This is a genomic window from Streptomyces cirratus, assembly GCF_014650775.1.
In the GTDB taxonomy this organism is placed as follows: Bacteria; Actinomycetota; Actinomycetes; order Streptomycetales; family Streptomycetaceae; genus Streptomyces; species Streptomyces cirratus.
This window is the reverse complement of the sequence record NZ_BMVP01000003.1, coordinates 1-24382: the sequence shown is the minus strand read 5'-3', so window position 1 is coordinate 24382 and position 24382 is coordinate 1. Positions and strand designations below refer to the sequence as shown.

At 71.0% G+C, this 24382-nt stretch carries 23 protein-coding genes and 1 pseudogene; 16 read left to right on the top strand and 8 right to left on the bottom strand.

Annotated elements, in window-relative coordinates:
- Positions 1-13 precede the first annotated feature (13 nt).
- Positions 14-778: a FadR/GntR family transcriptional regulator gene (locus IE207_RS09685; RefSeq protein ID WP_190183669.1), complete on the top strand. Its 765-nt coding sequence runs from the start codon at positions 14-16 to the stop codon at positions 776-778.
- 273 nt (positions 779-1051) lie between these two features.
- Here the strand turns inward: IE207_RS09685 and IE207_RS09680 are convergent, their stop codons facing one another.
- Complete coding sequence (locus IE207_RS09680) at positions 1052-1966, bottom strand: helix-turn-helix transcriptional regulator (protein ID WP_229873566.1); 915 nt, start codon at positions 1964-1966, stop codon at positions 1052-1054.
- Between the two features lie 87 nt (positions 1967-2053).
- On the opposite strand from IE207_RS09680, the gene IE207_RS09675 reads away from it, so the two are divergent.
- Positions 2054-2845: an SDR family NAD(P)-dependent oxidoreductase gene (locus tag IE207_RS09675; RefSeq protein ID WP_190183668.1), complete on the top strand. Its 792-nt coding sequence runs from the start codon at positions 2054-2056 to the stop codon at positions 2843-2845.
- Positions 2846-2973: 128 nt separating this feature from the next.
- Here IE207_RS09675 and IE207_RS09670 read toward each other — a convergent pair whose 3' ends face one another.
- Positions 2974-3753, bottom strand: a complete 780-nt coding sequence (locus IE207_RS09670; protein WP_190183667.1) for an SDR family NAD(P)-dependent oxidoreductase — start codon at positions 3751-3753, stop codon at positions 2974-2976.
- Positions 3754-4626: 873 nt separating this feature from the next.
- Between IE207_RS09670 and IE207_RS09665 the strand changes: the two genes are divergently transcribed.
- Positions 4627-5175 carry a DUF3291 domain-containing protein gene (locus IE207_RS09665; RefSeq protein ID WP_190183666.1) on the top strand — a complete coding sequence of 183 codons (549 nt, stop codon included), beginning with the start codon at positions 4627-4629 and terminating at the stop codon, positions 5173-5175.
- 21 nt (positions 5176-5196) lie between these two features.
- A pseudogene (locus IE207_RS33035) lies at positions 5197-5366 on the top strand (HAD hydrolase family protein); the annotation flags it as partial.
- Between the two features lie 231 nt (positions 5367-5597).
- On the opposite strand, the gene IE207_RS09660 reads toward IE207_RS33035, so the two are convergent.
- On the bottom strand, positions 5598-5945 hold the full coding sequence (locus tag IE207_RS09660; RefSeq protein WP_190183665.1) for a hypothetical protein: 348 nt from the start codon (positions 5943-5945) through the stop codon (positions 5598-5600).
- Between the two features lie 397 nt (positions 5946-6342).
- Between IE207_RS09660 and IE207_RS33745 the strand changes: the two genes are divergently transcribed.
- Together IE207_RS33745 and IE207_RS09655 are read left to right on the top strand one after the other, a co-directional pair.
- The gene (locus IE207_RS33745) at positions 6343-6477 is read left to right on the top strand and encodes a hypothetical protein (RefSeq protein ID WP_268250181.1); all 135 of its coding nucleotides are present in this window, start codon (positions 6343-6345) and stop codon (positions 6475-6477) included.
- A 206-nt stretch (positions 6478-6683) separates the two neighbouring features.
- Complete coding sequence (locus tag IE207_RS09655) at positions 6684-8069, top strand: oxygenase MpaB family protein (protein WP_190183664.1); 1386 nt, start codon at positions 6684-6686, stop codon at positions 8067-8069.
- A gap of 87 nt (positions 8070-8156) precedes the next feature.
- Here the strand turns inward: IE207_RS09655 and IE207_RS33030 are convergent, their stop codons facing one another.
- Complete coding sequence (locus tag IE207_RS33030; protein ID WP_229873665.1) at positions 8157-8462, bottom strand: cupin domain-containing protein; 306 nt, start codon at positions 8460-8462, stop codon at positions 8157-8159.
- A 253-nt stretch (positions 8463-8715) separates the two neighbouring features.
- On the opposite strand from IE207_RS33030, the gene IE207_RS09645 reads away from it, so the two are divergent.
- From IE207_RS09645 to IE207_RS09635, 3 genes are all read left to right on the top strand, one after another.
- Positions 8716-9507 carry a GNAT family N-acetyltransferase gene (locus IE207_RS09645; RefSeq protein WP_190183663.1) on the top strand — a complete coding sequence of 264 codons (792 nt, stop codon included), beginning with the start codon at positions 8716-8718 and terminating at the stop codon, positions 9505-9507.
- The gene (gene infA, locus IE207_RS09640) at positions 9504-9728 is read left to right on the top strand and encodes a translation initiation factor IF-1 (RefSeq protein WP_123758744.1); all 225 of its coding nucleotides are present in this window, start codon (positions 9504-9506) and stop codon (positions 9726-9728) included. The genes IE207_RS09645 and infA overlap by 4 nt, the downstream gene beginning before the upstream one ends.
- A 644-nt stretch (positions 9729-10372) precedes the next feature.
- On the top strand, positions 10373-10741 hold the full coding sequence (locus IE207_RS09635; RefSeq protein WP_190183662.1) for a nuclear transport factor 2 family protein: 369 nt from the start codon (positions 10373-10375) through the stop codon (positions 10739-10741).
- Between the two features lie 105 nt (positions 10742-10846).
- Here the strand turns inward: IE207_RS09635 and IE207_RS09630 are convergent, their stop codons facing one another.
- The 3 genes from IE207_RS09630 to IE207_RS09620 all read right to left on the bottom strand — a co-directional run bounded on the left by IE207_RS09630 (position 10847) and on the right by IE207_RS09620 (position 14927).
- The gene (locus IE207_RS09630) at positions 10847-12328 is read right to left on the bottom strand and encodes an MFS transporter (protein WP_190183661.1); all 1482 of its coding nucleotides are present in this window, start codon (positions 12326-12328) and stop codon (positions 10847-10849) included.
- 465 nt (positions 12329-12793) lie between these two features.
- Positions 12794-13210, bottom strand: a complete 417-nt coding sequence (locus IE207_RS09625; protein ID WP_190183660.1) for a TraR/DksA family transcriptional regulator — start codon at positions 13208-13210, stop codon at positions 12794-12796.
- A gap of 382 nt (positions 13211-13592) precedes the next feature.
- Positions 13593-14927 carry an APC family permease gene (locus IE207_RS09620; protein ID WP_190184187.1) on the bottom strand — a complete coding sequence of 445 codons (1335 nt, stop codon included), beginning with the start codon at positions 14925-14927 and terminating at the stop codon, positions 13593-13595.
- Positions 14928-15289: 362 nt separating this feature from the next.
- Here IE207_RS09620 and IE207_RS09615 point away from each other — a divergent pair, with 362 nt between their 5' ends.
- The 4 genes from IE207_RS09615 to IE207_RS09600 all read left to right on the top strand — a co-directional run bounded on the left by IE207_RS09615 (position 15290) and on the right by IE207_RS09600 (position 20635).
- Entirely contained in the window at positions 15290-15559 is a 270-nt protein-coding gene (locus IE207_RS09615; protein WP_190183659.1) for a hypothetical protein, read from the top strand.
- A gap of 139 nt (positions 15560-15698) precedes the next feature.
- Positions 15699-19904: a SpoIIE family protein phosphatase gene (locus tag IE207_RS09610; protein ID WP_190184186.1), complete on the top strand. Its 4206-nt coding sequence runs from the start codon at positions 15699-15701 to the stop codon at positions 19902-19904.
- Positions 19904-20212, top strand: a complete 309-nt coding sequence (locus tag IE207_RS09605) for an STAS domain-containing protein (RefSeq protein ID WP_190183658.1) — start codon at positions 19904-19906, stop codon at positions 20210-20212. Before IE207_RS09610 ends, IE207_RS09605 begins: the two co-directional genes overlap by 1 nt.
- 129 nt (positions 20213-20341) lie before the next feature.
- Positions 20342-20635, top strand: a complete 294-nt coding sequence (locus IE207_RS09600) for a YkvA family protein (protein ID WP_190183657.1) — start codon at positions 20342-20344, stop codon at positions 20633-20635.
- A gap of 46 nt (positions 20636-20681) precedes the next feature.
- Here IE207_RS09600 and IE207_RS09595 read toward each other — a convergent pair whose 3' ends face one another.
- Positions 20682-21599, bottom strand: a complete 918-nt coding sequence (locus IE207_RS09595) for a DUF6891 domain-containing protein (protein ID WP_190183656.1) — start codon at positions 21597-21599, stop codon at positions 20682-20684.
- 430 nt (positions 21600-22029) lie between these two features.
- Between IE207_RS09595 and IE207_RS09590 the strand changes: the two genes are divergently transcribed.
- Genes IE207_RS09590 through IE207_RS34065 form a run of 3 tightly spaced genes read left to right on the top strand, consistent with a single transcriptional unit; the run spans position 22030 to position 23973 of the window.
- Positions 22030-23229, top strand: a complete 1200-nt coding sequence (locus tag IE207_RS09590) for an acyl-CoA dehydrogenase family protein (protein WP_190183655.1) — start codon at positions 22030-22032, stop codon at positions 23227-23229.
- 50 nt (positions 23230-23279) lie between these two features.
- On the top strand, positions 23280-23738 hold the full coding sequence (locus IE207_RS09585; protein WP_190183654.1) for an RrF2 family transcriptional regulator: 459 nt from the start codon (positions 23280-23282) through the stop codon (positions 23736-23738).
- A gap of 40 nt (positions 23739-23778) precedes the next feature.
- Positions 23779-23973 carry a putative leader peptide gene (locus IE207_RS34065; RefSeq protein WP_373304693.1) on the top strand — a complete coding sequence of 65 codons (195 nt, stop codon included), beginning with the start codon at positions 23779-23781 and terminating at the stop codon, positions 23971-23973.
- The last annotated feature ends 409 nt before the right edge of the window (positions 23974-24382 follow it).

The window sequence follows — 24382 nt, the reverse complement described above, 5'->3', positions numbered from 1 at the left end:
GTACGCTTACGCCATGACGACCGAAGGCAGTCCGGCAGCAGGACTCCACGCCCAGGTGCTGAACACCCTCGGCCTCGCGATCACGGCGGGGGAGTACCCGCCGGGCAGCGTGCTGCGCACGGACGAGATCGCCGAGCGCTTCGGGGCGTCCCGCACCGTCGTCCGCGAAGTGGTCCGCGTCCTGGAGTCGATGCAGCTCGTCGAGTCCCGCCGCAGGGTGGGCGTCACCGTGCGCCCCGACGAGGAGTGGAACGTCTACGACCCCCGGGTCATCCGCTGGCGGCTCGCCGGCGCCGACCGCCCCCGCCAACTGCGCTCACTGACGGTGCTCCGTTCGGCCGTCGAACCGGTCGCGGCGGGCCTGGCGGCCGCCCGGGCCACTCCCGAGCAGTGCGCGCAGCTCACGGAAGCCGCCCTCGGCATGGTCCGCACCTCGCGGGGCCACCAGCTGGAGGGCTACCTCCACCACGACATCGCCTTCCACCGCACGGTGCTGAACGCCTCCGGGAACGAGATGTTCGCCCGCCTGGGAGACGTCGTCGCCGAGGTGCTCACCGGGCGCACCGAGCACTCCGTGATGTTCCACGACCCCGACCCGGCCGCAGTCACCCTGCACGTACGGGTCGCGGAGGCGGTACGAGAGGGGGACGCGGAACGTGCGGAGGCGCTGACGCGGCAGATCGCCCTCGGGGCCCTGGAGGAGCTGGACGTCCTCGCCCCGGAGCAGCGCGGCCCCACGAGACTGCCGGCCCCGGCCCCGGCCCCCCAGCCCACCTGAGCCGCAACCGGTCCCGCCCCGAAATCCGTGACTGCCGCACTCGGCCTGAACACCGGTCAGGTACCCGACCGCCTGGCCGGTTCGGCGCTTGGAGTCCCTACCACTGACGCGGCCATCCGGCACAGCGGGTGCCGTGCTCGGCAGAGGCCGTAGGCGGACGGGCGTGAACGAACCACGGCCGGGTGGGGATGCCGAGACTCCTGCAAGCGGATGCCGGCCGGACTCCAGGAGGAACCGGGGCAGTTGATCAGGCGAGCTCACCAGTAGAAGCGCCTACGCGCGGGGTGTCCGCCCCTCGGAGAGCGGGTCGGGCTCCGACCCGCTACAGCCATCGGACGCGCCCATGCGCTGCGTGCCGATGACGGACAGCAGACGCAGTGCCTCAGCCGACGGCGAACCGGGGGCGGCGGTGTATATGACGAGCTGCTGGTCCCGGTCGGCGATGTCCAGGACGTCGCAGTTCACACTCACAGGGCCGACAAGAGGGTGCTCGAAGGTCTTGCAGAGAGTAGGGCGCGCGGTCACATCGTGGGTGGCCCACAGGCGGCTGAACTCCGCGCTACCGGAGCGGAGTTCCTCGACGAGTCCGGTCACCTCGGGGTCGTCGGGGTAGCGGGCCGCGGCCGCCCGCAGGTGCTGCGCCGACGTCCGCGCGAACTCGTCGGCGTCCGAGACGCCGTACAGCCGTCGACCGGTCCGGTGCGGGCCGAGGAAGGCGCGTCGGATGAGGTTCCGGTCCCGACGCGACAGGGCGGAGAAGTCCTCCATCAGGGCGGCGGCCAGATCGTTCCAGGCAATGACCTCGTACGTCGCGGACATCACGATCGCCGCGGCCTCCGGGAGCCGTTGCAACAGGTCGACGATGCTCTGCCGTACCTCCCGCGACGGCCCGGGCCGCGGTCCGGGCGGGGCGCCGGCCAGGTGGTGGAGGTGATCGCGCTCGGCGTCCGACAGACGCAGCGCGCGGGCGAGTTGGGCCAGCACATCGCGAGAGGGGCGCGGGGCGCGGGCCTGCTCCAGTCGCGTGTAGTACTCGGTCGAGATGAACGCCAGCTGCGCCACCTCATCGCGGCGAAGCCCCGGGGTGCGGCGGCGCACCCCGGCGGGCAGCCCCACGTCGGCGGGGAGGATGCGCTCGCGCCTGCTGCGCAGGAAGCCACCGAGGTCTCGTCGTATTCGTCGGTCCACCTCCCCAGTGTGCCCGGGCACCGGGGCACCCAGCCAGGTACAAGCGGGGCCTGGCTGAGCACGCCGGCCGGGCGCAGGCTCGTCGGCATGAACAACACACCCACCACCTCCACCCCGACCTCGGGCCTGCTCACCGACAAGGTCGCATTCATCACCGGCGCCGGTCGCGGCATCGGCGCCGCGGCGGCGCGGCTGTTCGCCCGGGAGGGTGCCCGTGTGCTCCTCGCGGCACGCACCGAGGCCCAGCTCAAGGCGGTCACCGAGGACATCCGGACCGCCGGCGGCACCGCGGACTACGTGGTCTGCGACCTGGCCGACCCGGCAGGCGTCCGTGCCGCCGTCAACCGGACAGTCGAGCTGTACGGCCGGCTCGACGTGGCCTTCAACAACGGCGCGACCGGCCAGCCGCCCGGCCCGATGGACCAGCTGTCGGAAGCCGATTTCGACCACGTCTGCGCGGTCAATCTCAAGGGCCCGTGGCTGGCCATGTCCGCCGAGGTCGCAGCCATCCGCGCCACCGCGAAGCGTGGGGCCATCGTCAACACCTCCAGCGTCGGCAGCCTGATGGGCAATCCCCAGCTCCCCGCGTACGGCGCGGCGAAGCGGGCGGTCAACAGCCTGACCGCTTCGGCAGCCGTCACATACGGACCGGAGGGCATCCGCGTCAACGCCATAGCGCCCGGCACCACGCTCACCGAGATGCTGTACGAGTGGGACGAGAAGTCACCGGGCACCATCGAACAACTCAACGCCCAGACCCCGCTGCGCCGCGCCGCCGATCCGGACGAGATCGCCCAGGCCGCCGCCTGGCTCCTCAGCGACCGCTCCTCCTACGTCACCGGCACGGTCCTGCGGGTCGACGGCGGCATGCGCGCCTGAGAGGGCCCCTGTCCCCGTACCCGGTGCTGTGCCTGTTGGTTCAGCTTGGCGACCGCGTAGGTGTGGGTGACGCGGCCCAGGCCCTGGTCGCGGTCCCCAGCCGGATCTGATGCGTGCGGTGCTGGGGCTCAGTGGACGGACAGCCCGCCGTCGACGAAGATCGCTTGCCCGGTGACGTAGCCGGATCCGCGGCCGGCCAGGAACACTGCCGCTCCGGCGAAGTCCTCGGCCAGGCCGTTGCGCCCGACCATCGTGCGCTCGGCCAGCGCCGCCACCTTGTCCGGGTCGGACGACAGCCGCACATTGAGCGGGGTCATGACGAAGCCGGGCACCAGCGTGTTGCAAGTGACGCCGTGGGGCGACCACGCCTCGGCCTGAGAGCGGGCCAGCGACTCCAGCGCCCCCTTCGAGACTCCGTAAGCCCCACTCTGGACGAACGCCCGGTGGGCCTGCTGGGAGGTGATGTGGATGATCCGCCCGAAGCCCCGCTCGGCCATGCCGGGCCCGAACCGCTGGCCCAATACGTAGGGCGCCTCCAGATTCACCGCCATCGTGGCGTCCCATACCTCCTCGCTCAGCTCGCCCATCGGCGGCCTCAGGTTGATCCCGGCGCTGTTGACGAGGATGTCGGGCTCGCCGAACACGGCGGCTGCCTTATCCGCCGCAGCGCGCACCCCGTCGCGGGTGCTCAGGTCGGCGCTCACCCAAGCCGCCCGGCAGCCGTCTGCCGTCAACTCGGCCACTGTGGCGGCCAGTTCCGGCTCCTTGCGCGCCACGATCACCACGCTCGCCCCCGCTCGCGCCAGAGCCCCTGCGATGGCCCGGCCGATGCCGGAACTGCCGCCCGTCACCAAGGCGACCCGGCCATCCAGAGAGAACAGTTCGGAAAGGTAGTTGCGCGAGGTCATTCCCGCACCCTAGACGGCGCGTCCACGGCGACGGCGCCCGGGACGGAACGCATCGGGCGAAGGATTGAGCACGGCAGCCACCGACGGCACCGGACCGGCGCCGTCGGTGGCCAGCAGTGCGAGGTCGCCCCACACCCGTGTTCGTCCCGGAGGAGGAGCCGCAGCTCGGAGTCCGCCCCGTAGGCGGTGGGGATCTCGTCGCGCGGGTCGTACGAACCCTCGCCGGGAGGGTTCACGACGACGGCCGGGGTGACCGACCCCGTAGCGGTGCATGATCAGATCGGTGGCCGGCGAAGGCTCGCGGCCGCGTACAGATCATGCGCCAGCCGTCCCGGGTCAGAGAACGTCACGACCACAAACCCCCATGACGGCAACCATGCGGAAGTTTCGCGCGTGCTCACGATGACGGGCTCCGCCGCGAGGGTCGGCGTAGCCGCCTCGCCGCGCCTGGCTGCGCTGCCCGATCAGGTGGCCTTTGACAGTGAACTCAGTCGCTCCCTCATCCAACCCGGTCGACACCGGCAACGCCGCTGGCGTCGACCCGGCACACCGGCTTGAGCGGGGTTGTCGATGCTGCTTCGCGGCATTTGACGGACCGATGCGCAATTCCACGGCAGGTAGGCAGCGCCACCGCTCCTCTTCCCGCGCGGACTTGTACAAGAGGCCACTTGGACAAGGGAATTGCAACTTCGACATGGCTCGCAGAGGCAGCTACCTTCATCTGGTCTTCGGTGGTCGCCACGGCCGCACAGGGGTTCCTCCAGGCTGGGCCGGCCGCGTCGGGACGAGTCGGTCACGCCCGCGAACCCGCGCCCCCATGCGTAAGCCACCGAACCGGGTCCACGCCAGGCAGCCCCAACCAGGGAGAGACACATGCCCCATCTTGCTCTGTACACATTCGGCGTCCTCAAGTCACCTCTCGCCGATCCCGCACCTCTCACGCGCGAGTTCTACGACATCGGTGAGGCCGTCTACCGGAAGATCAGTCAGCACCCGGGATACCTCGCGCGTGCCGAAGCGGCAGACGGTGACCGGGGCATGCTCTTCGACGCTGACTGGGGTGCATGGGGAGAGTTCACCGTGCCGACCTGGTACGGCAAGGGCCGTACGGTGGAAACCACCGCCCTGGCCGCGACACTCTCACTCTGGACCGACCTGCGCCCCGCCTTCGAGGCCGTCTACACCGGTCTGCACCGTGAGGCGCTGAACAGGCGTTACGACTGGTTCGAGAGGGCAGGACACCCGAATTACGTGTGCTGGTGGGTCTCCGACGGCGTGATACCCACCTGGCGGGATGGGGTTTCAAGGCTGGAACACCTCCACGACCACGGCTCCGCGGCGCACGCCTTCACCTTCCACGACTCTTTCGCCCCGGACGGAACTTCGACCAGGAGCAAAGGCACCGGGACGAAGGTCGACTAGGTCGACTGTCAAACGATCACCCTCGCCGAGTTCACCGGCACCCACCAGGTCGTCGTCTCCAGCGAACACTGGATCGACGTGGTGAACCGGACCGTCAACAAGGGCGCCGCTCTCCGCCGCCTCCAGCGCGGCCTGGCATCACCCCCGCCCAGACGCTGGTGTTCGGCGACCACCTCAACGACCTGGAGATGCCCCGTCCCAGTCGACCGGAGGCCGGCGCAGCAGTGTGGCCGCCACCCTCACCCGACGACGGCCCGCACCGCTGTGCTCACTGCCCGGCGAAGCCGGAACGCCGGACCACTACTCGACTTCGATGCCCTCGTAACGGAGGATGACCTCTTCCATGGCCGTCCCCAATGTTGTCCGCCGTGAAGTCCGGCCCCTGACGTTCGATGCCGACCCCGGCCCCCGCCCCGGCCCGCTCAGCTGAAGACGACCGAGCGGACCTTCAGTCGTTCCGAGCCCCGGCCCGTAACCGGCCGCAGCGAGAACTCGTCGCCCGTGCAATCCGGTTCCGTGAACACCGTGGCCGTCGAGGTGGTCCTGTTGCGCGGCGAGTGGGCCGGCTCGCTGGCGGACGGGTCGGACACCTCGGGCAGGTTGACGCACTCACCGCTCGCCGGGTCGTGCAGGGACGCTTGCTGCGGGGTGCCGTCCAGGCCGACGAACGTGTACTGGAACTCTCCCATGGCGGCCGAGGCCGACGAGGGGACGGCCAGCAGGAGGGTGAAGGCGCCGAAGGCGGCGACGGCGGCACTGCGCAAACGCATCAGAGGATCCCTTCGGAAGAACGAAAAGGCGCGGAAGCCACTTTCCCGGCATGCCGGCCTCGGGACACCCTCCTAGCCCTGCCGAATCGATCTTTCCTCACCCGAACAGGCCCCTGCCCGCCACCGGAGCGCCCGCCGACCAGGTGGCGATACCGCGCCGCTGAGAGACGTACAACGACGCCCGCACCCTCACCGCGGTGGCAGCGTTCGCCCTCCTCACCGTTCTCGCCCTACGACGGACCGCCGCGCAGAGTCGGCACGGAGTGGTGTGAAGGGCCTTGTCGCGAAGACGTACACGGATCAGCGCGTGTGGCGATGGTGTCCGCGCCTGCGCTCGCCGGTCGTCGACAGCAGGAGGGCCAGGCCCAGCGGCAGAAGGAACAGCAGAGTGATGATCATGAGAGCGCACTTGCCCGCCTCGTGGATTCCTACACCGGAGGTCCTCGGCCGCCTCGTACGGATCGGATCCGCCATCGGTGACGGCAGGTCCCGGGGTCTCTCAGGCAGCCTGCTGGTCATCCGCCCCGTCTGAGAGCGCGGCTGCTGCGCCGATCTGCCGGTGGCCGTCCTGGCCCCGGAACCAGATCCACGCCTGACGTCGGACGCGGATGCTCCCCTGAGCGGAGGGGCGTGCGGGTGTTCGGGGAGACGCACGTCAGAGTGGTGGGTGGGGCGGGATGGCGAGTGGTGGCGTTGTAGGGGGTGATGTGGTTTCTCTAGTGAGACGGGGAGTCTCCTGTGTCCTCTGTGGCGTCACCCGAAGTCGAGACCCTGCTGCGGCGGACGCTCGGAGAGCGGCGGATCGGGCTGGTGGCCTGGCGGTTGCTCGTGTTGCAGATCGCACACCCGGTGGTGGCGGCCGGGATGGACCGGTACTCCACCTATCGCGCGCACCCCTGGCGGCGGATCGAGCACACCATGGAGAGCGGGAGCCGGTTGTTCTTCGCCGGGCCCGAGGAGCGGCAGCTGGAAGTGGCGCGGCTGGCCAGGACGCACCGGCGGATCCGGGGGACCGACGCGGCCGGACGGACATTCTCCGCCGAGGATCCCGAGGTGCGCGGCTGGGTGATGGTGACGCTGTACGAGGCCATGACCGCGATGCGCGAGCTGGGCGGCGATCCGCTGTCGGCGCGCGAGCTCGACGTGCTGTACGGCGAGTTCCTGGAAGTGTGCGGGGCGCTCGGGATTCCCCGCGAGGCGGTCCCGGCGAGTGCCGCGGAGGTCCCCGCGTACGTCGATCGGCACGTGCGGGAGGTGCTGGAGTACGGCGACGAGGTCCGCCACCTGCTCTACGAGATGCTGCGCGAGGCGCCCGTACCGCGACGGCTGGCGCGGCTGGGGCCCGCGTGGCCGGCGTTGCGGGCGGTGATCGCGTGGACGCTGACCACCCTGACCGTCAGCGATCTGCCACCGGCCTGGCACGAGCGGTTCGGGACGTCCCGAGGGCGCGCGGGCACCGCCCTGTCGTGGACGCTGCACCACGGGCTGCGTCACGCCATGAACCTTGCACCGGACCGCGTGCGCTACCGCCACCGCTCCGAGGCCGGCGGCGCGCCGCCCGCGCGCGTGCCGCGGCCGAGGAGCGTCGACTCCCGTCCGGCCCGGCTGGAGAGCTTCTTCCGCCAGGTTCTGGACCAGACCGGCAACGGCCGGGTCGACTCCGCCGACCTCCAGGCCATGGTCCACACCATGTGCTGGCGGCTCGAACTGCCCGTGGAGCGGGAGGACGTGCTGTACAGCGCGTTCGAGGGGTGGTGGCAGCAGTTGCGCCAGAGCTCTGACACCGACGGGGACGGCGCCGTGACGTGCGCGGAGTTCGTCGGCGCGATGCTGGCCGGCGTGGACAAGGACCCGGAGTACCTGGAGAAGGGGCTGGTACCCGCGGTGCGGGCTCTGTTCCGGGCTGCCGACACCGACGGGAGCGGGTACCTGGGTCCGGACGAGTACCGGGTGCTCTTCGGCGGGTCCCGAGTGCACCCGGCCGAACTGAACGACGGTTTCCGGGAATTGGACGTCGACGGGGACGGGCGGATCGACGAGGGGGAGTTCGTCACCGCGTTCACCCAGTTCTTCACGGCGCGCAGTGATGCCGTCGCCGGAGCGGCGCTGCTGGGACGAGCCTGAGCGAGGGCGGGCGGCGCGGCCGGCTCCCGGGACCGCCACGCCGTCGCCTCCGGGGGCAAGGGCCGGTCAAGGCGCAGCCGTGGACGTTTAGTTGTCGTTCCCCCCGCCCCGGTGCCACAGCCACAGTTCGTCCGAGCGGACACGGTGCCAGCGAGAGGTCTCGCCCGGGTGGAGAAGGCAGTAGATGCCGGTCGCGAACGGCTGGGACCTCGCAGGTCCTCGGGCACGGCGCGCATCCCGGTCTGCCACGTCCGGCGAAACCAGCCGCCCTCGGGCCGCTCGATCGCAAGGGAAGGGCGTGGGCTGCTCGCCGGGTACGGGTCGGGATTCCTGGTACCCGCTCCCCGCGGCTCGCGCTTTGCGGATGCTTCCGTCGGTGTGCGCCGGCGGCATCCGGCTGTCCACCGAGGCTCCCGGGGGGAGCTTGGAGCGTGCTGTTCGGCGGTACGGGTCCGTGGGAAAAAGGGTTTGAGGCCGGCGGTGCCCCGCTGTTACTTTCGCGGTGGACCGTGAAATCGTCGTATGGAGGTGAGACCCGTGAACACAGTTACCCATGGGTGCTCCCTCAACCCGTCACGGTCTGGCGGCTGACGTTCGGCGTCGCCAGGAGCGCCTGAGATCGAGGCACTCCTGGAGGGAGACTCCGATGAACACGAAGCCTTACACATCTGGCCTGGGCGACAACGCAGTGGTGATCACGCGCGTCGCGGACAGGCAATGGCATGCACTGGATGACGACCTGGTGGTCGGCCGCGGGCACGCGGAACACCGGGCCGACGGGCGCTTGTTCGTCGTCATCGATGCCTGGCACGACGTCATTTTCGACCGATTGGCCGAGGCGATGACGGCAGCACTGTCAGCGCCGCTGTACACGGTGGTCGACGAAGCCGACGTCGAGCTGACGGCCGGCTGGCGGCGGGCCGGTTTCACGATCCGGCGCCGGGAGTGGGAGTACGTCGTGCCGACCGACCCGCAGGTCACAGGGCTTGAAATGGTCGTGCCGCCCTCGGGCGTGACGATCGTGAGCGCCGGTCAGGCGGACGAGAACCTGCTGCGGGCGGTGGACCGCGCGATCCGCGAGGAAGTGGAGGCGACCGTCGGATGGCAGTCGATGGCCGCCGAGGTGATTCCCCGCCCCGAGGGCGACACCATCGTCGACCCGACGAAGTACGCGGTGGCCGCGGCGCCGGACCGCTACCTGGGACTCGTCCGGGTGGTGAGGGTGAAACGGCCGCGCATCGGGCTGGTAGCGGTCCGGGCCGACGAGCAACGCCGCGGCATCGCGCGGGCACTGCTCGCCGACGCGCTGGGCACGCTGCACCGATCCGCGTGCGCCACGGCCTGGGCCGAAGTCGACGAGTCGAACCGAGCAGCCACGGCCCTGTTCGACGGCATCGGCGCCCGGCCGATGAGCAGCAACCTGGAGCTGGTGCGATGACGAAGCACAAGAACGTCATCGAAGTCGAGGGCAGGGTCGTCGAGTGCCTGCGCAGCGCCATGTTCACCGTGGAGCTGGAGAACGGCCATCAGGTGCTCGCCCACATTAGCGGGAAGATCCGCAAGAACTACATCAAGATCATGTTGGAAGACAGGGTGTTGGTGGAGTTGCCGCCGTACGACCTGACACGCGGCCGGATCGTGTTCCGGTACCGGAACTGACGGCGACCGGTACCTCCTGCGGTAGTTGAACCTGCGGTCCCGGTCACGGCCTGTCCGTGACCGGGACCGCAGGCCGCGGTGGCGGCCGCGCCGCTGCGGGCGCCGAGGCCGATCCGGTCCGGGTCGGCCACCCACACCCTCGACAGCGCGATCCATTTCCCGAAGGGCACGACCGGGCCGACCGCGTCGAGGCCGACCCGAGGGTCCCCGATCAGATCGCCAACGCCCTCAGCGCGGGGCGCCGGCAAACCGGCAACGACCTTCCCGTTCCTGTTCCCTGCCACGGCGTCATCGAGCCGCGCGGTGTTCGTCGTGAGGAGGACCGCGTCGATCTGGAATGCGGTGCGCTCCGCGTCCGCGTCCGCGTCCATGTGCGGTGTGGCGCGAACGACCTGACCACGTGCCGGCGGCGGTCATCGGGCGCCCACGACTCGCCGGACCTGCGGGTGGTCGACCCGCAGCAGTTCTTAACGGTGTGCGGTTCGGCCCCCAGTGGGCGGGGGCGCCATTACCTCGTGGGTAATCGCGTGGTCGGGCGGAGCGCGGCAGAGTGGAGCCATCGGGTTCGGGGCCGGCGCACTCCGGCTTCGAACCCGATACGACTCCGTTCATTCGTAAGCCACTTCACGTCACAGGAGCCTGCCATGACGATGTACGTAGCCGCCGTCGCCCGCTACTTCGAGGCGTGGAACGCCGCTGACGCCGACGGGCTCGCCAAGGCGGTCGCCGCGGCCTGGTCCGAGGAAGGGACGTACACCGACCCGCTGGCCGACGTGCGCGGTCACGAGGCGATCGCGGCCGTCATCCGGGCCGTACACGAGCAGTTCCCCGGCCACCGGTTCACGCGGGCCGGTGAGGTGGACGGAAACCATCACATCGCCCGCTTCGGCTGGGAGTTGGTGTCCACCGCCGACGGCTCCGCTCCGGTCGCCGGATCGGATGTGATCACGCTGGCCGAGGACGGCCGGATCACCTCGGTCCTCGGGTTCCTCGACCGGCTCCCCGTGGCCTGACGCTCCGCCCGGAGCCACCGGGGGGTGACGCGGGCGAGCGGGCCATCGCGGAGCGGAGGGGGAGGGGCGCGGGTGCCCGGTGGCGGGCACCTCGACCGAAGTGGTTCAGCCGGCCTGGCTGTTCGCCCGCTCGGGCAGGAGGAACATCAGTGCCCACATCAGGGTCACGATGCCGCCGGCCCACCACAGGACGCCCGCGAACGCATCGCGGTTGACCACGCCGTCAGCCGAGCCGCCCGTCGTGGAGAAGAACACGAGCGCGGTCAGTGCAGAGCCGAAGGCGATGCCCAGATGCATCGCGGTGTTGAACAGGCCCGAGGCACAGCCGGCTTGCTCGTGCGGGACCTCGGCGAGCGACATGTCGGCGAGCGGTCCGCCGACCATGCCGAGGCCGAAGCCGATCAGTATGACCGGGACGGTCATCGCGAGGATGGTCAGGTCAGCCTGCCGGCCGCTCACCTGGAGCCCGTATGCCCCCATCGCGGCGAGTGCGATCAGGGAGCCGGCCTGGGGCAGGCGACGCCCGAAGCGACCGGCGGTCTTCATCGCGACCGTCGCACCGACCAGCTCGCCGAGAGCGAGCAGCACGAAGGCCGCGGCGGCCACCAGCGGGCTCATGGCCAACCCGCGCTGGAGGTACAGAGTCCAGGTCGTGAAGAACAGCCCGCACAGCAGGCCGAGCGTCAGCTGCGCGGACAGGCCGCCGGAGAACTGCTTGCCCCGGAAGAGGGACAGCGCCACGAGCGGGGCGTCGTCCTTCCTGAGCTGCTGTCGGCGCAGGAAGGCGCCGAGCACGAGAAGTCCGGCGGCGAGCGAGGCGAAGCACCACAGTGGCCAGTGGTGGGCGTGGCCCTCGGTGAGCGGCAAGATGATCAGGACCACGGCCGGGGCGGACAACAGCATGCTCGTGAGGTCGAGCCGGTCGGCCGTCCGCGCGGTCGACTCGGGGATGAACCTCGTGCCGACGAGGACCACGGCCAGCCCGACGGGCACGTTGATCAGGAAGATCGGCCGCCACGACAGTCCGAACAGATCCACCTGGGTGAGGAGACCGCCCAGCACCGGCCCCATGACGTTGGCGAGCGACAGGACGGCGCCGTAGAGACCGAAGGCCCGGCTGCGGTTCTCGCCGTCGAGGGTGACGTGGAGGGTTGCCAGGACCTGCGGGATCATCAGGGCGACTCCGGCGCCTTGGAGCACGCGGGCGGCGATCAGCACACCGGGGCCGGTGGCGATGCCGCACAGCAGCGAGGCCACGACGAACACGACGGTGCCGACGAGCAGGACCTTGCGGCGGCCGTGGATGTCGCCGAGTCTTCCACCCGTGATCAAACCGACGGCCACGGTCAGGGAGTAGCCGGCGGTCACCCATTGCACCGCCGCCGGTCCGGCGCCGATCGACTCCTGGATGGCGGGCAGGGCGGTAAGGGCGACCGACTGGTCGAGGATGTCCATGAGCTTGGCGACCAGCAGCACCGCGAGGGCGATCCGGGCAGCCGGGGCGCTGTGCGGCGCCCGGCCCGATGCGGTGCGGGCCGATGGCTCGGGGGTTTGCTGCGGCTGGTTGCCGAGGGCGGGGGAGGGCACGAGGGCTCCTGATGCATGGCGATCGGGGGAGCCCTGCCGACAGCGGCGTCGGGGCCGAAAATCACGAGACCCGGGGCAGACGGCAGAGCTGCACCCGGGAAAGGACGGGGAACCACGGGGGAGGGTGACGCAACTCAGGCCAGTGCGACGTCCGCCCCCGGACACGTTCGAGGAATCAGAACGTGGGGGAACGCGGACCGCTACAGGGCCTGGGGGATAGGAAGTCACCTCAAAGTCGGCAGAGAAGGAATCGGGATTCCCGAACGCCTGCGACAGTCCTCCGGCGCAGGATCGGCTCCACGGTACGACATCCTGTGAATGTCGTGCACACGAAATAGCGCTGCCCCGCCCCTTGGCCTGCACGTGGAGGTCCTCCGGATGAGCGGCGCGGAACGCCCGTCCTCGGAAGACCGCGACCACGACCTCGACGCGCCGACCGGTCGGGAGTGCCGCCGGGCGCGGCGATCAGTGCGGGCGCTGCACCCGGCGCAGGTCTGACAGGGCGGCGCAGCGCACACACGTGGTGGCTGCCGGACGGACCTCCAGGCGCTCTGGTGGAATCGTCCCGCCACAGCCTTCGCACCGTCCGTACCGCCCCTGATCGAGTCGCTCAAGGGCTCCGTCGAGCTCTCTCAGGTGCTCGCGCGCCTGCGCCATCAGGGAGGCCACGTGGGCTCGCTCGAAGGCCGTGCTGCCTCCCTCGGGATCGTGCTCGTCGTCGACCGCGCTCAGGGCGTTGGCCGCGACGATCCCGTCGAAATCACGGCTCAGCACGGCTGCCCGCGCGAGGGTGTCTGCGCGGTCGGCCGTCAGGCGGGCGCGGGCGGTCCCCACGGTGGGCAGGCCGCGGCCTTCATGCCCCTGCGGTGGTACGTCGACCATGCGTGGCATAACGCCGCTTCCCGGGTCCCGATTCCCGCGGCCGCCGGCACCCCGCCGCTCGGACCGCGACGCCGCTGAGGGAGCCAGGCGCTGTACATGATGCGGCTCGAGCGGCTCGCCTCCATGCCGACCGACGAAATTGTGCGCCACCACGTTCCGGTCCTGCGGGCCGCTCTCGCGGTCAAGCAGCACACCTGGGGCCGCGAGCGCCCGGGGCGCCGGCGCGTCCGCTTTTCGGCGCATGGCCGACGGCTACGGGCAGGCCGCAGGGGCGTGGCGGACCGTACGGGGCCTTCGGTGTCTTCGGCATCCGGGCGCCTGCACGGGAGGCCAGCGCCGAGGGAGGTCCGGGGAGGCCGATCGGCCACCTCTGGCAGCTTGCCTAGGAGGACCCGCGTCGCGCGGCGACGAGGCCGAGCGCCGCCCCCACCGCCAGCAGGACGAGTCCGCGTACCCACACCGCACCCTCGACCTGGGTCGCCAGGAGGACGCACGAGAGCGCCCCGAGGACGGGGATCACCGCCGGCACCTTGAAGTGGTCGTCCGCGCCCTCGGCCGAGCGGTTGCCCGAGCCGTCACGGCGCAGGACGAGGACCGCGGTGTTGACGGTGAAGAACACCACCAGGAGGAGCGCCACCAGGGTCGCGGCCAGAGTCTCGATGTCGCCGGTCAGCGCGAGCAGCAGGGACAGCGCCGTGGTGGCCGCGATGGCGGCCCAAGGGGTGCGACGTCGCGGCAGTACCCGGGTGAGGAAGGCGGGCAAGAGCCGTTCGCGGGCCATTCCGAAGGCGAGGCGCGAGCACATGATGCCGGTGAGCAGCGCCCCGTTCGCCACCGCGACCAGCGCGATGGCAGAGAACAGCCACTCGGGTACGGCGCCGGCCGCTCGGACCACTTCGAGGAGCGGCCCGTCGGACCCGGTCAGGATGCTGGTGGGGACCGTCGCCGAGGCCGCCGCGCCCACCGCCGCGTAAACGAATCCTGCCATCGCGAGGGCGCCGAACAGGGCTCGCGGGTAGGCGCGGCGGGGGTTGCGGGTCTCCTCGGCGACATTCACGGACGTCTCGAAGCCGACGAAGGAGTAGTAGGCGAGCACCGCCCCGCTGAGCGCGGCCGATACCGGGCCCTTCTCGGGCGTGCCGAGCTGGGTCAACCTGCCCAGGTCGCCGTCGCCCCGCACGACGAGCCACACGCCCAGGCCGATGATCAGGCACAACCCACTCGCCTCGATGACCGTGGCCACCACGTTGGCGCGGGTGGACTCGCTGATGCCGCGCGCGTTCAGCAGGGCGAGCACGGTGAGGAAGAGAACGGCGACCAGGGCGGCGGGCAAGGTGACGAACGCGGTGAGGTACGTGCCGGCGAAGCCCCGGGCCAGCGCGGCGACGGAGACGATGCCGGCCGCGAGCATGCAGAAGCCGGTGACGAAGCCGGCGAACGGCCCGTAGGCGAGGGTGGCGTAGTACGAGGCTCCGCCGGAGCGGGGGTACTTCGTGGCGAGCTCCGCGTAGGAGGCCGCGGTCAACAGCGCGAGCCCCAGGGCCACGACCAGCGGCACCCATACGGCACCCCCCGACTTCGCCGCGACCTGGCCGATGAGGACGTACACCCCTGCACCCAGGACGTCGCCCAGGATGAAGAAGTACAGCAGGGGTGTGGTCAGTGCGCGCTTGAGCGGGGTCGCGGGCGCGTCGGGCGGTGACTGTTCTGTCTGCATGCTCACGGGAGATCGGACTTTCGGGTCGTCGGGGAGGAGAGAGAGGACGGAACGGGGCGGAACGGAGCGGAGAAGGGCAGTGGCTCGGCTGGGCAGTGCGGTGACCACCGCCTCTCACGTGTGACCACGGCGTCGCCGTCCGAAACCGGGCCGCAGCGCGTCGCGCCGACCTCGCCGGTGTGGCTGTTGCCCGCGCGCCGCCGATGGAAGCGCTCCGGATCGGCACCGTGTGGACGCGCGCCACCACCCGGCTCGGGAAGGACCGCGCTCAATTGCTTCCTCAGCCGGGAAATCGCCCATGGGCGACCCGAACTCGAACGAGACGACACCGCTTCCCCGCACAGCGGCGAGGGCGGCCCGGCATGAACACCTGGCAGGCCCCGACGGCTGTGCTGATCACTGCCTTCGGGCTCGTCGCTGCGGCAGCGGCCCACCCCCGGACGCGGACCTTCGGCCCGGCGTCGACCGTACTGCTCGACGTCCTGACCGCTGCCGGATCGGTCCGGCCGGCCGGCCCCCTGCCGTGGGGCAGCCTCCTCGCGGCCGCCGCCGTGATCGCGCTGTGCGGGATCGTCGGCGCCGGCCTGCACTCCGTGACCGGGCGCGTCGATCACACCACCCCGAATACATAAGTCGACCTTTGCCGGGCAGGAAGCAACCACTTGAGGCGCCCGCGGGCACCGGGGCCACGGCGTGCCGTCAACCGGCACATCGGACGTGGCCGACACGTGGTGGTTGCGGGCAGGGGCTGACGCGGGGAAAGGGCGTGTGGTGACGACTTCGGAAGACGCTGATTTTGCGGTGCCGCCCCCGAGCGGGGCCGACGTGTTCAGCGCCGACGAGGAGATCGGCCGGGACCTGGCCCTCGTCGACTGGGCCGCGACCCCGTTGGGAGAGCCCGCCACCTGGCCCCAGAGCCTTCGAACGGCCGTGAGCATCCTCTTGTCGTCACGCTTTTCCATGTGGATGGCCTGGGGCCCGCAGCTGACGTTCTTCTGCAACGCGGCCTACCGACGCAATACCCTCGGCCACAAGTACCCGTGGGCGCTGGGACGCTCGGCCCGCGAGGTGTGGGCGGAGATCTGGGACGACATCGGCCCGCGGATCGACGCCGTCCTGGCCGCCGGGCAGGCGACCTGGGACGAAGCCCTGCTGCTCTTCTTGGAACGCTACGGCTATACCGAGGAGTCCTACCACACGTTCTCCTACAGCCCGCTGCGCGACGACTCCGGGAACCCGGCCGGCATGCTGTGCGTGGTCAGCGAGGAGACCGAACGGGTCATCGCGGAACGCCGGATGGCGACGTTGCGCGACCTGGGCTCCGATCCCAGCGTCGTGCGCACCGAGCAGGAGATGCTCAGCTTCACCAACGAGCAACTCGGCCGCAACCCGCAGGACCTGCCCTTCGCGTTGACCTACCTCTTCCAGGACGACGGCAGCGCCCGCCTGGTCGCCACCACCGCGATCCCGGCCGGTCATCCGGCCGCTCCCGAAACCCTTCCCGCCGGATCGGCGGCCGAGTGGCCGACGGCTGCTGCCGCGAGTGGACGGTCCGTGGTGGTGTCGCTGGAAGACAGGGGCTGGACGAACCTGCCGACCACGGGCGGGGGCCGCCCGCCCGCCCAGGCCGTCGTGGTCCCGCTCCTGCAACAGGGCGGTGAGCCGTACGGGTTCATGGTGACCGGCCTCAACCGCTACCGTCCCTTCGACGAGGACTACCGCGGCTTCGTCGAACTGGTCGCCGGGCACGTCGCCACCGGCATCGCCAGTGCCCGCAGCTACCAGGCACAACAGCGGCGGGCGGAGGAGCTCGCGGAACTGGACCGGGCCAAGACCACGTTCTTCTCCAACATCAGCCACGAGTTCCGCACCCCCCTCACCTTGATCGCCGGGCCGGTGCAGGAACTGCAGGACCGTCTCGCCGACGCGGACCCGCGCGTACGCGAGGAGCTGGGGGTGATTCACCGCAACACCCTGCGTCTGGGCAAGCTGGTCAACACGTTGTTGGACTTCTCCCGCCTCGAAGCCGGCCGGATGCAGGCGAGGTACGAGCCCGTCGACCTGGCCGTCGTCACCGGTGAGCTGGCCGGCGTGTTCCGCTCCGCCATGGAGAAAGCAGGCTTGGCCCTGCACGTCGACTGCGCCGCGCTGCCCGAGCCCGTGTACATCGACCGGGGCATGTGGGAGAAGGTCGTCCTCAACCTGCTCAGCAACGCCTTGAAGTTCACTTTCACCGGCTCGGTCGGTGTCACGGTGCGGGCCGAGGACGGTCAGGCGGTGGTGGTCATCGAGGACACCGGAACCGGAATCGCGGCCGAGGAACTTCCGCGGCTCTTCGAGCGGTTCCACCGCGTCGAAAACGCCCGGTCCCGCTCGAACGAGGGCAGTGGCATCGGTCTGGCCCTGGTGAAGGAACTGGTCGGCTTGCACGGTGGTGCCATCACCGCCGACTCCACCGAAGGGCAAGGAACACGCTTCACCATCCGCCTGCCGTTCGGACCCGCCCACCTGCCGCCGCATGCCCTCCTCCCTGCGGCCGGGACCCTTCCGGCCGCAGGGCCCATGGCGCCCATCGCCGAAACCTCGGCGCCCGCCATCGGCGAACCCTTCGTACAGGAAGCGCTGCGCTGGCTGCCGGACGAGCATGCTCCGGCAACCGCCGACGTCGACGACGCGGGATCGGACGCCGACCCACTCGCCGGCGGCCCGCAGACCTCGGGACGCCTCCTGGTCGCCGACGACAACGCCGACATGCGCGAGTACCTCACCCGCCTGCTCCGCGACGCCGGGTATCAGGTCCACGCCGTCGACGACGGTCAACAGGCCCTCGCAGCCATCCGCAAGGACGCGCCCGACCTCGTGGTCAGTGACGTGATGATGCCCCGCCTGGACGGCCTGGCGCTGGTCACGGCGCTGCGCGCCGACACGCGGACGGCATCGGTGCCGGTGCTGTTGTTGTCGGCCCGCGCGGGCCAGGAAGCATCCATCGAAGGCCTGCAGGCAGGGGCCGACGACTACCTCGTGAAGCCGTTCACGGCCGCCGAACTCCTCGCCCGCGTCAAGGCCAACGTCGAGCTGGCCCGACTGCGCAACCACCACGCCCGCTGGCGCACCGCTCTGGTCGACTCGCTACAGGAAGCCTTCTTCGTCTGCGACGAGGACGGCGCGGTCATCGAGATCAACACGGCGTTCACCGACATGCTCGGCTACGGCCCCGACGGCCTGCCCTACCTGCCGGTCCACCCCTGGTGGCCGGACGTCGACACCGATCCGGAGTCCCACCAGAAGGTTTCGGACGCCTTCGCCCAACTGCTCGGCAAGCCCAAGGGCAGCTACACCATTCCCGTCACCCACCGTGCGGGACACCGGGTATGGGTCGGGGCCACCTACAACCAGGTCAAAGACCCCTACACCGGGCGCACCGTGATCGTCGGCACCTTCCGCGACGTGACCACGGAGCACTACGCGATCCAGCGCGAGAGTGCGCTCGCGGCCCTCGGCGCGTGCCTGTCCCAGGCCACGAGCCTCCCCGAGGCACTGGGCGGCTCCCTGGACGAGCTCAAGAAGCTGTGGCACGCCGAGTGTGTGGTGGCCGCCGTGTTCGACCGGGGCGACGAACCCACCATGTGGGCCCCTGCCACCGTCCCCTCACCCAGCTGGCAGGACCTCCCGGGCGAACGCCGCGAGATGCTCACCGGACTGCTCGGGCAGTCGGTGCTCACCCCCACCACCGACCACACCGGCGCCGGCATTCTCCTGGAGCACCCCGAAGGCCGCCTCGTCCTGTGGATCGACCTGGGCGAACAGCGCCCCTTCACCAGCGAGGACCAACTGCTGTTGTCCCTGCTGGCCGGCCGCCTCGCCCAAGGCCTCGCCCGTGCCCATCAGATCGACCAGCAGCGGGAGACCGCACTCGCCCTGCAACGCGCGATCCTCGGTCCCGCCCACCTGCCGGACGGCTTCGCCGTCCGCTACGAACCCGCCACCCGACCCCTGGAAGTCGGCGGGGACTGGTACGACACCGTCACCCTTCCCGACGGCCGTATCGCCATCGTCGTCGGTGACTGCGTCGGCCGCGGTCTCCAAGCCGCCAGCGTCATGGGGCAGTTGCGCAGCGCTTGCCGCGCGCTGCTGCTGCAGGACGCCAGCCCCGCCCGGGCCCTCATGGCCCTCGACAAGTTCGCGGCGAGCGTCCCGGGCGCGATGTGCACCACCGTCTTCTGCGGTGTCCTCGATGCCGAAGCCGGGCAGTTGACGTACTCCAGTGCCGGACATCCCCCGGGCATCCTGGTCCATCCCGACGGCACCACCCACCTCCTGGAGGAAGGGCGCTCCCTGCCCCTGGCCGTCCGCCAGGACTGGACCCGTTCCGAAGGCAGCTGCACCATCCCGGCCCGCTCCACCCTCCTGCTGTACACCGACGGGCTCGTCGAACGCCGGCGCCGTCCGCTCAGCGTGGGCATCGACGAGGCCGGCGAAGCACTACAGGACGGCCGGAACACGGCCGTGGACGCCTTGGCCACCGACGTCATGACCCGGCTGGCGCCCGCAGGCGGCTACGACGACGACGTAGCGCTGCTGCTGTATCGCCACCCGGCCCCGTTGGAGATGTCGTTCCCCGCGGAATCGGGACAGCTCGCTCCTGTCCGCAAGGCCTTGCGGAGCTGGCTCGACCGGTGTGAGCTGCCGCCCGGAACCGTCCAGGACATCCTGGTAGCCGCAGGTGAGGCGTGCGCGAACGCCATCGAGCACGGACACCGGAACGCACCGGGGGCGCCGGTACGGTTTCGCGCCGAGGCGTCCGTGGACAACGTGCGGCTGACCATCGCGGACACCGGCTGTTGGAAGAGCCCCGAACCCGAGCTCAACACCCACCGCGGTCGCGGTATCCGCCTGATGCGCGCGCTGATGCAGCACGTCACCGTCACCCCCGGTACGACCGGGACCATTGTCGACATGCACACGAGGATCGCCTGATGACCACCCCTTTGACCCTGACCGCCGGGCGACGGCACGACGGCACGTCGCTGCTGACCGCGGTCGGCGAGATCGACATGAGCAACTGCGAGGCCCTGGCCGACGCCCTCCACGGCACCTCCGGGCCCCTCGTGCTCGACCTCACCGGCGTCGACTACCTCGACAGCGCCGGCCTGTGCGCGATCTTCCCCCATGCCGCCCGCATCGAGCTGATCGCCCACCCCCTCCTGGAACCGGTGCTCACCATCTCCGGACTCACCAACCTCACCACCACCCACCGCCCCGAGCCACCGGTGCCCCGCGACTGACGCCGGACGTACCGTGAGCCGGCGTTCGCCCCCCACCGGGCACGGATCGGGGCTCCTGCCCCGGGGGCCGCGCGCAGGACGGCCGATCGGCTGCGGTACGCGGGCGCGCGGTCCGGGCATACGGCGGCAATGGATACAAAGGTCTGGCTCACGCTGGCCGCGATCGTCGCGGCGGGGCTCGCGTTCTATGCGGCCGTACTCCTCGTACGGGTCTTCAAGGCGCGGCGCCTGCTGCTCGATGCAGGGATCCCGCTGCGCGACAAGGCCCTGTTCTGGGTCGCCGTGCTCTACACGCTCTCGCCGGTGGACCTGATCCCTGATCCGGTGTACCTGGACGACATCGGCGTCCTGCTGCTGGCGCTGCGCTCGCTCCACGCGGCGGCTGCCCGGCTGCCCTCTCCCAAGGACACCTCCCCCTCGTGAGCGGCAGGCTGCTACCGGGCAGCCGCGCCCTCCTCCCACACCGCCCCTAGCCGACCAGGCGGCGGCGCCAGTCCAGGGGGGTGACGGTGATGGCCCGGCCGGGGTCACGGTCCCACTCGGCGTGGAGACCGACCGCTTCGAGTGCGGCCACGACCTCGTTGCCTATGGCCGCAGTGGTCTCGGCCGAGCCGTCGAAGCCGCCGTAGAGGAGCGTCAGTCCGTGGCCCGCCGCGGCGGAGTCCGTGCACTGGGTGTGGAAGTAGACGAAGCCGCGGGCGTCGGGTCCGCCCTCACCACCGATCTCGGACTGGCCGCAGCCACGGCAACAGGTGAAGTTCTCGCGGGCGGTGATGCCGGCATCCTGGAGGGCGGTGAACGCCCGGGTCACTCGCTCGGGGTCCGTCTCGCCCTGCCACTGGGTCTGCTCCGCGACCCGCTCCAGCCACAGCCGGTCGGCCAGTGCCTGCGCCTGCTCGCGCGAGACGGGCCGGCGGTCCTTCGTGACCAGGTAGTCCTGGGCGAGCTCGGCCAGTTCGGCGCGGGTGGCGTAGCCGCCGAGCAGTACCTCACGGACGCGCTTCTCCAACTCCTCGCGCTCGTCTTCGCCGAGGTCGAGCGGCGGCGCCTCGCGGGCGGGGGCCATCTCCAGCTGCGACCACGCCGGACCACCGTCCCAACCGGCCTGCCGGCGGGCCCAGCCGGTCATCGCCGCGACCACGGCCCCGGGCGCGTCGACCTCCGCCCGGAAGTGCCGATCGGCGGCGCCGTCGCGGTGTTCCAGCGTGTAGTCGCCACCGGTCTCGTGCCATACCTGGACGAAGACGTCAGGCAGATCGGGTATCCGCTGGACGACCAGGAACCGGTCACCGTCACCACCGATCCGCCGGACCAGCCCTGCCAACTCCTCGGCGGACACCCGCGTATGCCGCTCCTGGTTCTCCGTCTCCACCACTACCTCAAGCATGCCCAGACTCTGGCACATCCCTCTGACAGCAGCCCTCCCCAGACCCCGGCCGGCCCGATCGACGAGCACCCGGCGACCTCCCCCGGCGCCTGACTCCATCGACCGAGGCAGGCCCGCGACCTGCTTCGTCTCTCATCGCAAGATCACTGTGTCCGCCATCCGGTCATGGTCTTGCCGGAAGGGTCACCTCGGGGAAGTATTCCTATCAATCCGGTGGGAAAAGTGGGGATCACTCCGGTCGGCGCCGGGAACGGTCCCCGCCACGATCGGCTCCCACGCCCACCGGCCTCCGTCCCCTCGCGCGCCTCCCGGCACCCGGTCGGCGCAGCCCGACAACGCCCGGAGCAGTCGACATGACCACCTCGTTCCTCCCGCACAGGGCCGTCCGCCCAACTCCCGCACCGTGCCGCCCGGCCGGCCGGTAACGCCGATGTCGACGACCCCGAGCGCCACGGACAACCACGCCACCGCCGCGCAGCGCCTCGCGCTGCTGCGCACCGCCCGCGACGTGGCGGAGGACCTGGCCGCGGACGCCATAGCCCGTGACCGGGCGGGGCGGCCGCCGATCGACGAGACGGCCCGACTGCGTGAGGCCGGTCTGCCGGCGGCCCTCACCCCGCCCCGGCCGGGCCGTGGAACGGACTGGCGCACCGGATGCGCCGTCATACGGGAGATCGCGGCGGCGGACGGCTCGCTCGGCGAGGTGCTCGCACGCCACTACGCGCACGCCTGGGACGGGCGCTTCTACGCGGCGGACCACCGCGCCACCGCGCTCGAAGAGGAATCGGTACGCGAGCAGTGGCTGTGGACCGGCGCCGTGCACACCCCCGCCCCCGACGACGCCGGTGACCGACCCGACCTCACGCTGGGGCGGCGCACCACGGGCTACGTGCTCAACGGGCGCCGGCGCGTGGACACGGCGGTGGACGCCGCCGACCAGATCGTGGTGGACGCCGCGTGCGCCGTGACGGGCGACGTCCTGATCGTACGGATTCCGTCCGGCGCGCGGGGCGTGAGCGTCCAGCCGGCTCCCGGCCGTCTCGGTCAACGCGTCGCCGGAGCGGGCGAGATCGTCCTCGATCGCGTCACCGTCACACCCGGACAGGTACTGGGCCACCGGCCCCACGACGAGGAGTCGACCGCGCCCTTCACCGCGCTCGCCGGGCCGGCACTGCGCCTCGCCCTCTGTCACGTCGGTCTCGGCATCGCCGAGGGCGCCCTCGGCGAAGCGCGCGATCTCAGCAGGGGCGGCCGCGCGCACCGGCTGCCCGGTGAGGACCCGGACCTCTTCCTGGCCTACGGGGAACTCGCCTCCGCGGCCCAGGCGGCCGGCGCCGTGGTCGACCGGGCAACGGCGGTGATGGCGCGGGCCCTCGACACCGGCGAGCAGCTCGATGCCGAGGAACCCGCGGGCATCGCCGCCCTGGTCGCCACGGCCGAGACCGTGACCTCCAAGGCCGCACTGCACATCACGGCCCGGGTCCTGGAGTTCGCCGACGCTCCCGGTCTGGACCGCTTCTGGCGCAACGCCCGAGTGCTGACTGCCCAGCAGCCGGTCGCACAACGCCTGCGCTCCATCGGCGAGCACTACCTCAACGGCTCCCCGCGTGCGGTGGCCGCCTTCCGCTGACACGGGGGCCGCGCGGGACGCGGGGAGCGGCCGTACGGGATAATGCCCGTATGCGGATTTCAGCCAGGGCGGACTACGCGGTACGTGCCGCACTGCAGCTCGCCGCCTCCCAGGACGACGAGCCGCTGAAGGCCGAGGCCATCGCCGACGCCCAGGACATCCCGCACAAGTTCCTCGAGGGCATCCTGAACGACATGCGCCGGGGCGGTCTCGTCCTCAGCCGGCGTGGTGGCAACGGCGGGTACCGGCTGGCCAGGCCGGCCCGGTCCATCAGCATCGCGGACGTGATCCGCGTCGTGGACGGGCCGCTGGTCTCCGTGCGCGGGGTCCGCCCGCCGGACCTCTCCTACACCGGTGCCGCCCAGGCGCTGCTGCCGCTGTGGGTCGCGCTGCGGGCCAACGTACGGGAGATCCTCGACGGGGTGACGCTCGCGGACGTCGTATCGTCCGACCTCCCCGCCGAGGTCTCCCGCCTCGCGCACGCGCCGGACGCCTGGACCAATCCCTGATTATCGCCCCCACCTGCACTTTCTCAGGTGACGAGACGAGATGGTCCACCATTTGGTCACCCTCTTGGGGCGGGTCCGGCGGTCTGCCAATATGCCTACCAACCAGGTGGGAAAACTAGGAATCAGGGAGGCGGCCATGCGATCACCGCATCGGACGGGCCGGACGCTGCCCCTGACCTCCCGCCGGCACATCGACCTGGGCCGTACGTCCAGCGCCATCTGTCAGCCTGCCTGACGGCGCCTCGGGAGCTCGGCTCCTCGGACGGAGTACGGCCGGCGCCACGCCGTCCCGTACGCCGAGCCGGCCCCACACCGGCCCCGGACCGCGCGACAGCTCGCGGTTCGCCCACCACCCCCGCCTCCGCGTTCCCACCACCGCGTTCCCACCACCGCGCGCCCGGCGCACACGCCGGGCGCGGATGCCGCGCGCGCCGAAGCCGTCGCGACGCCCTTCCACGCACCCCCGAAGCCCATCCCTGAAAGGACACCCCCGTGTCTGCCGCAAGACCGCTCACCGCCCTGCGCGCCATCGCCGCCACCGCGGCGCTCCCCCTGCTGCTCACCGCTTGCGGCTACGGCTCGCAGGCGAAGAAGGACGACGCCAAGCCGGCCGCCGTCCCCGCCGCCGACGCCAAGAAGCTCTC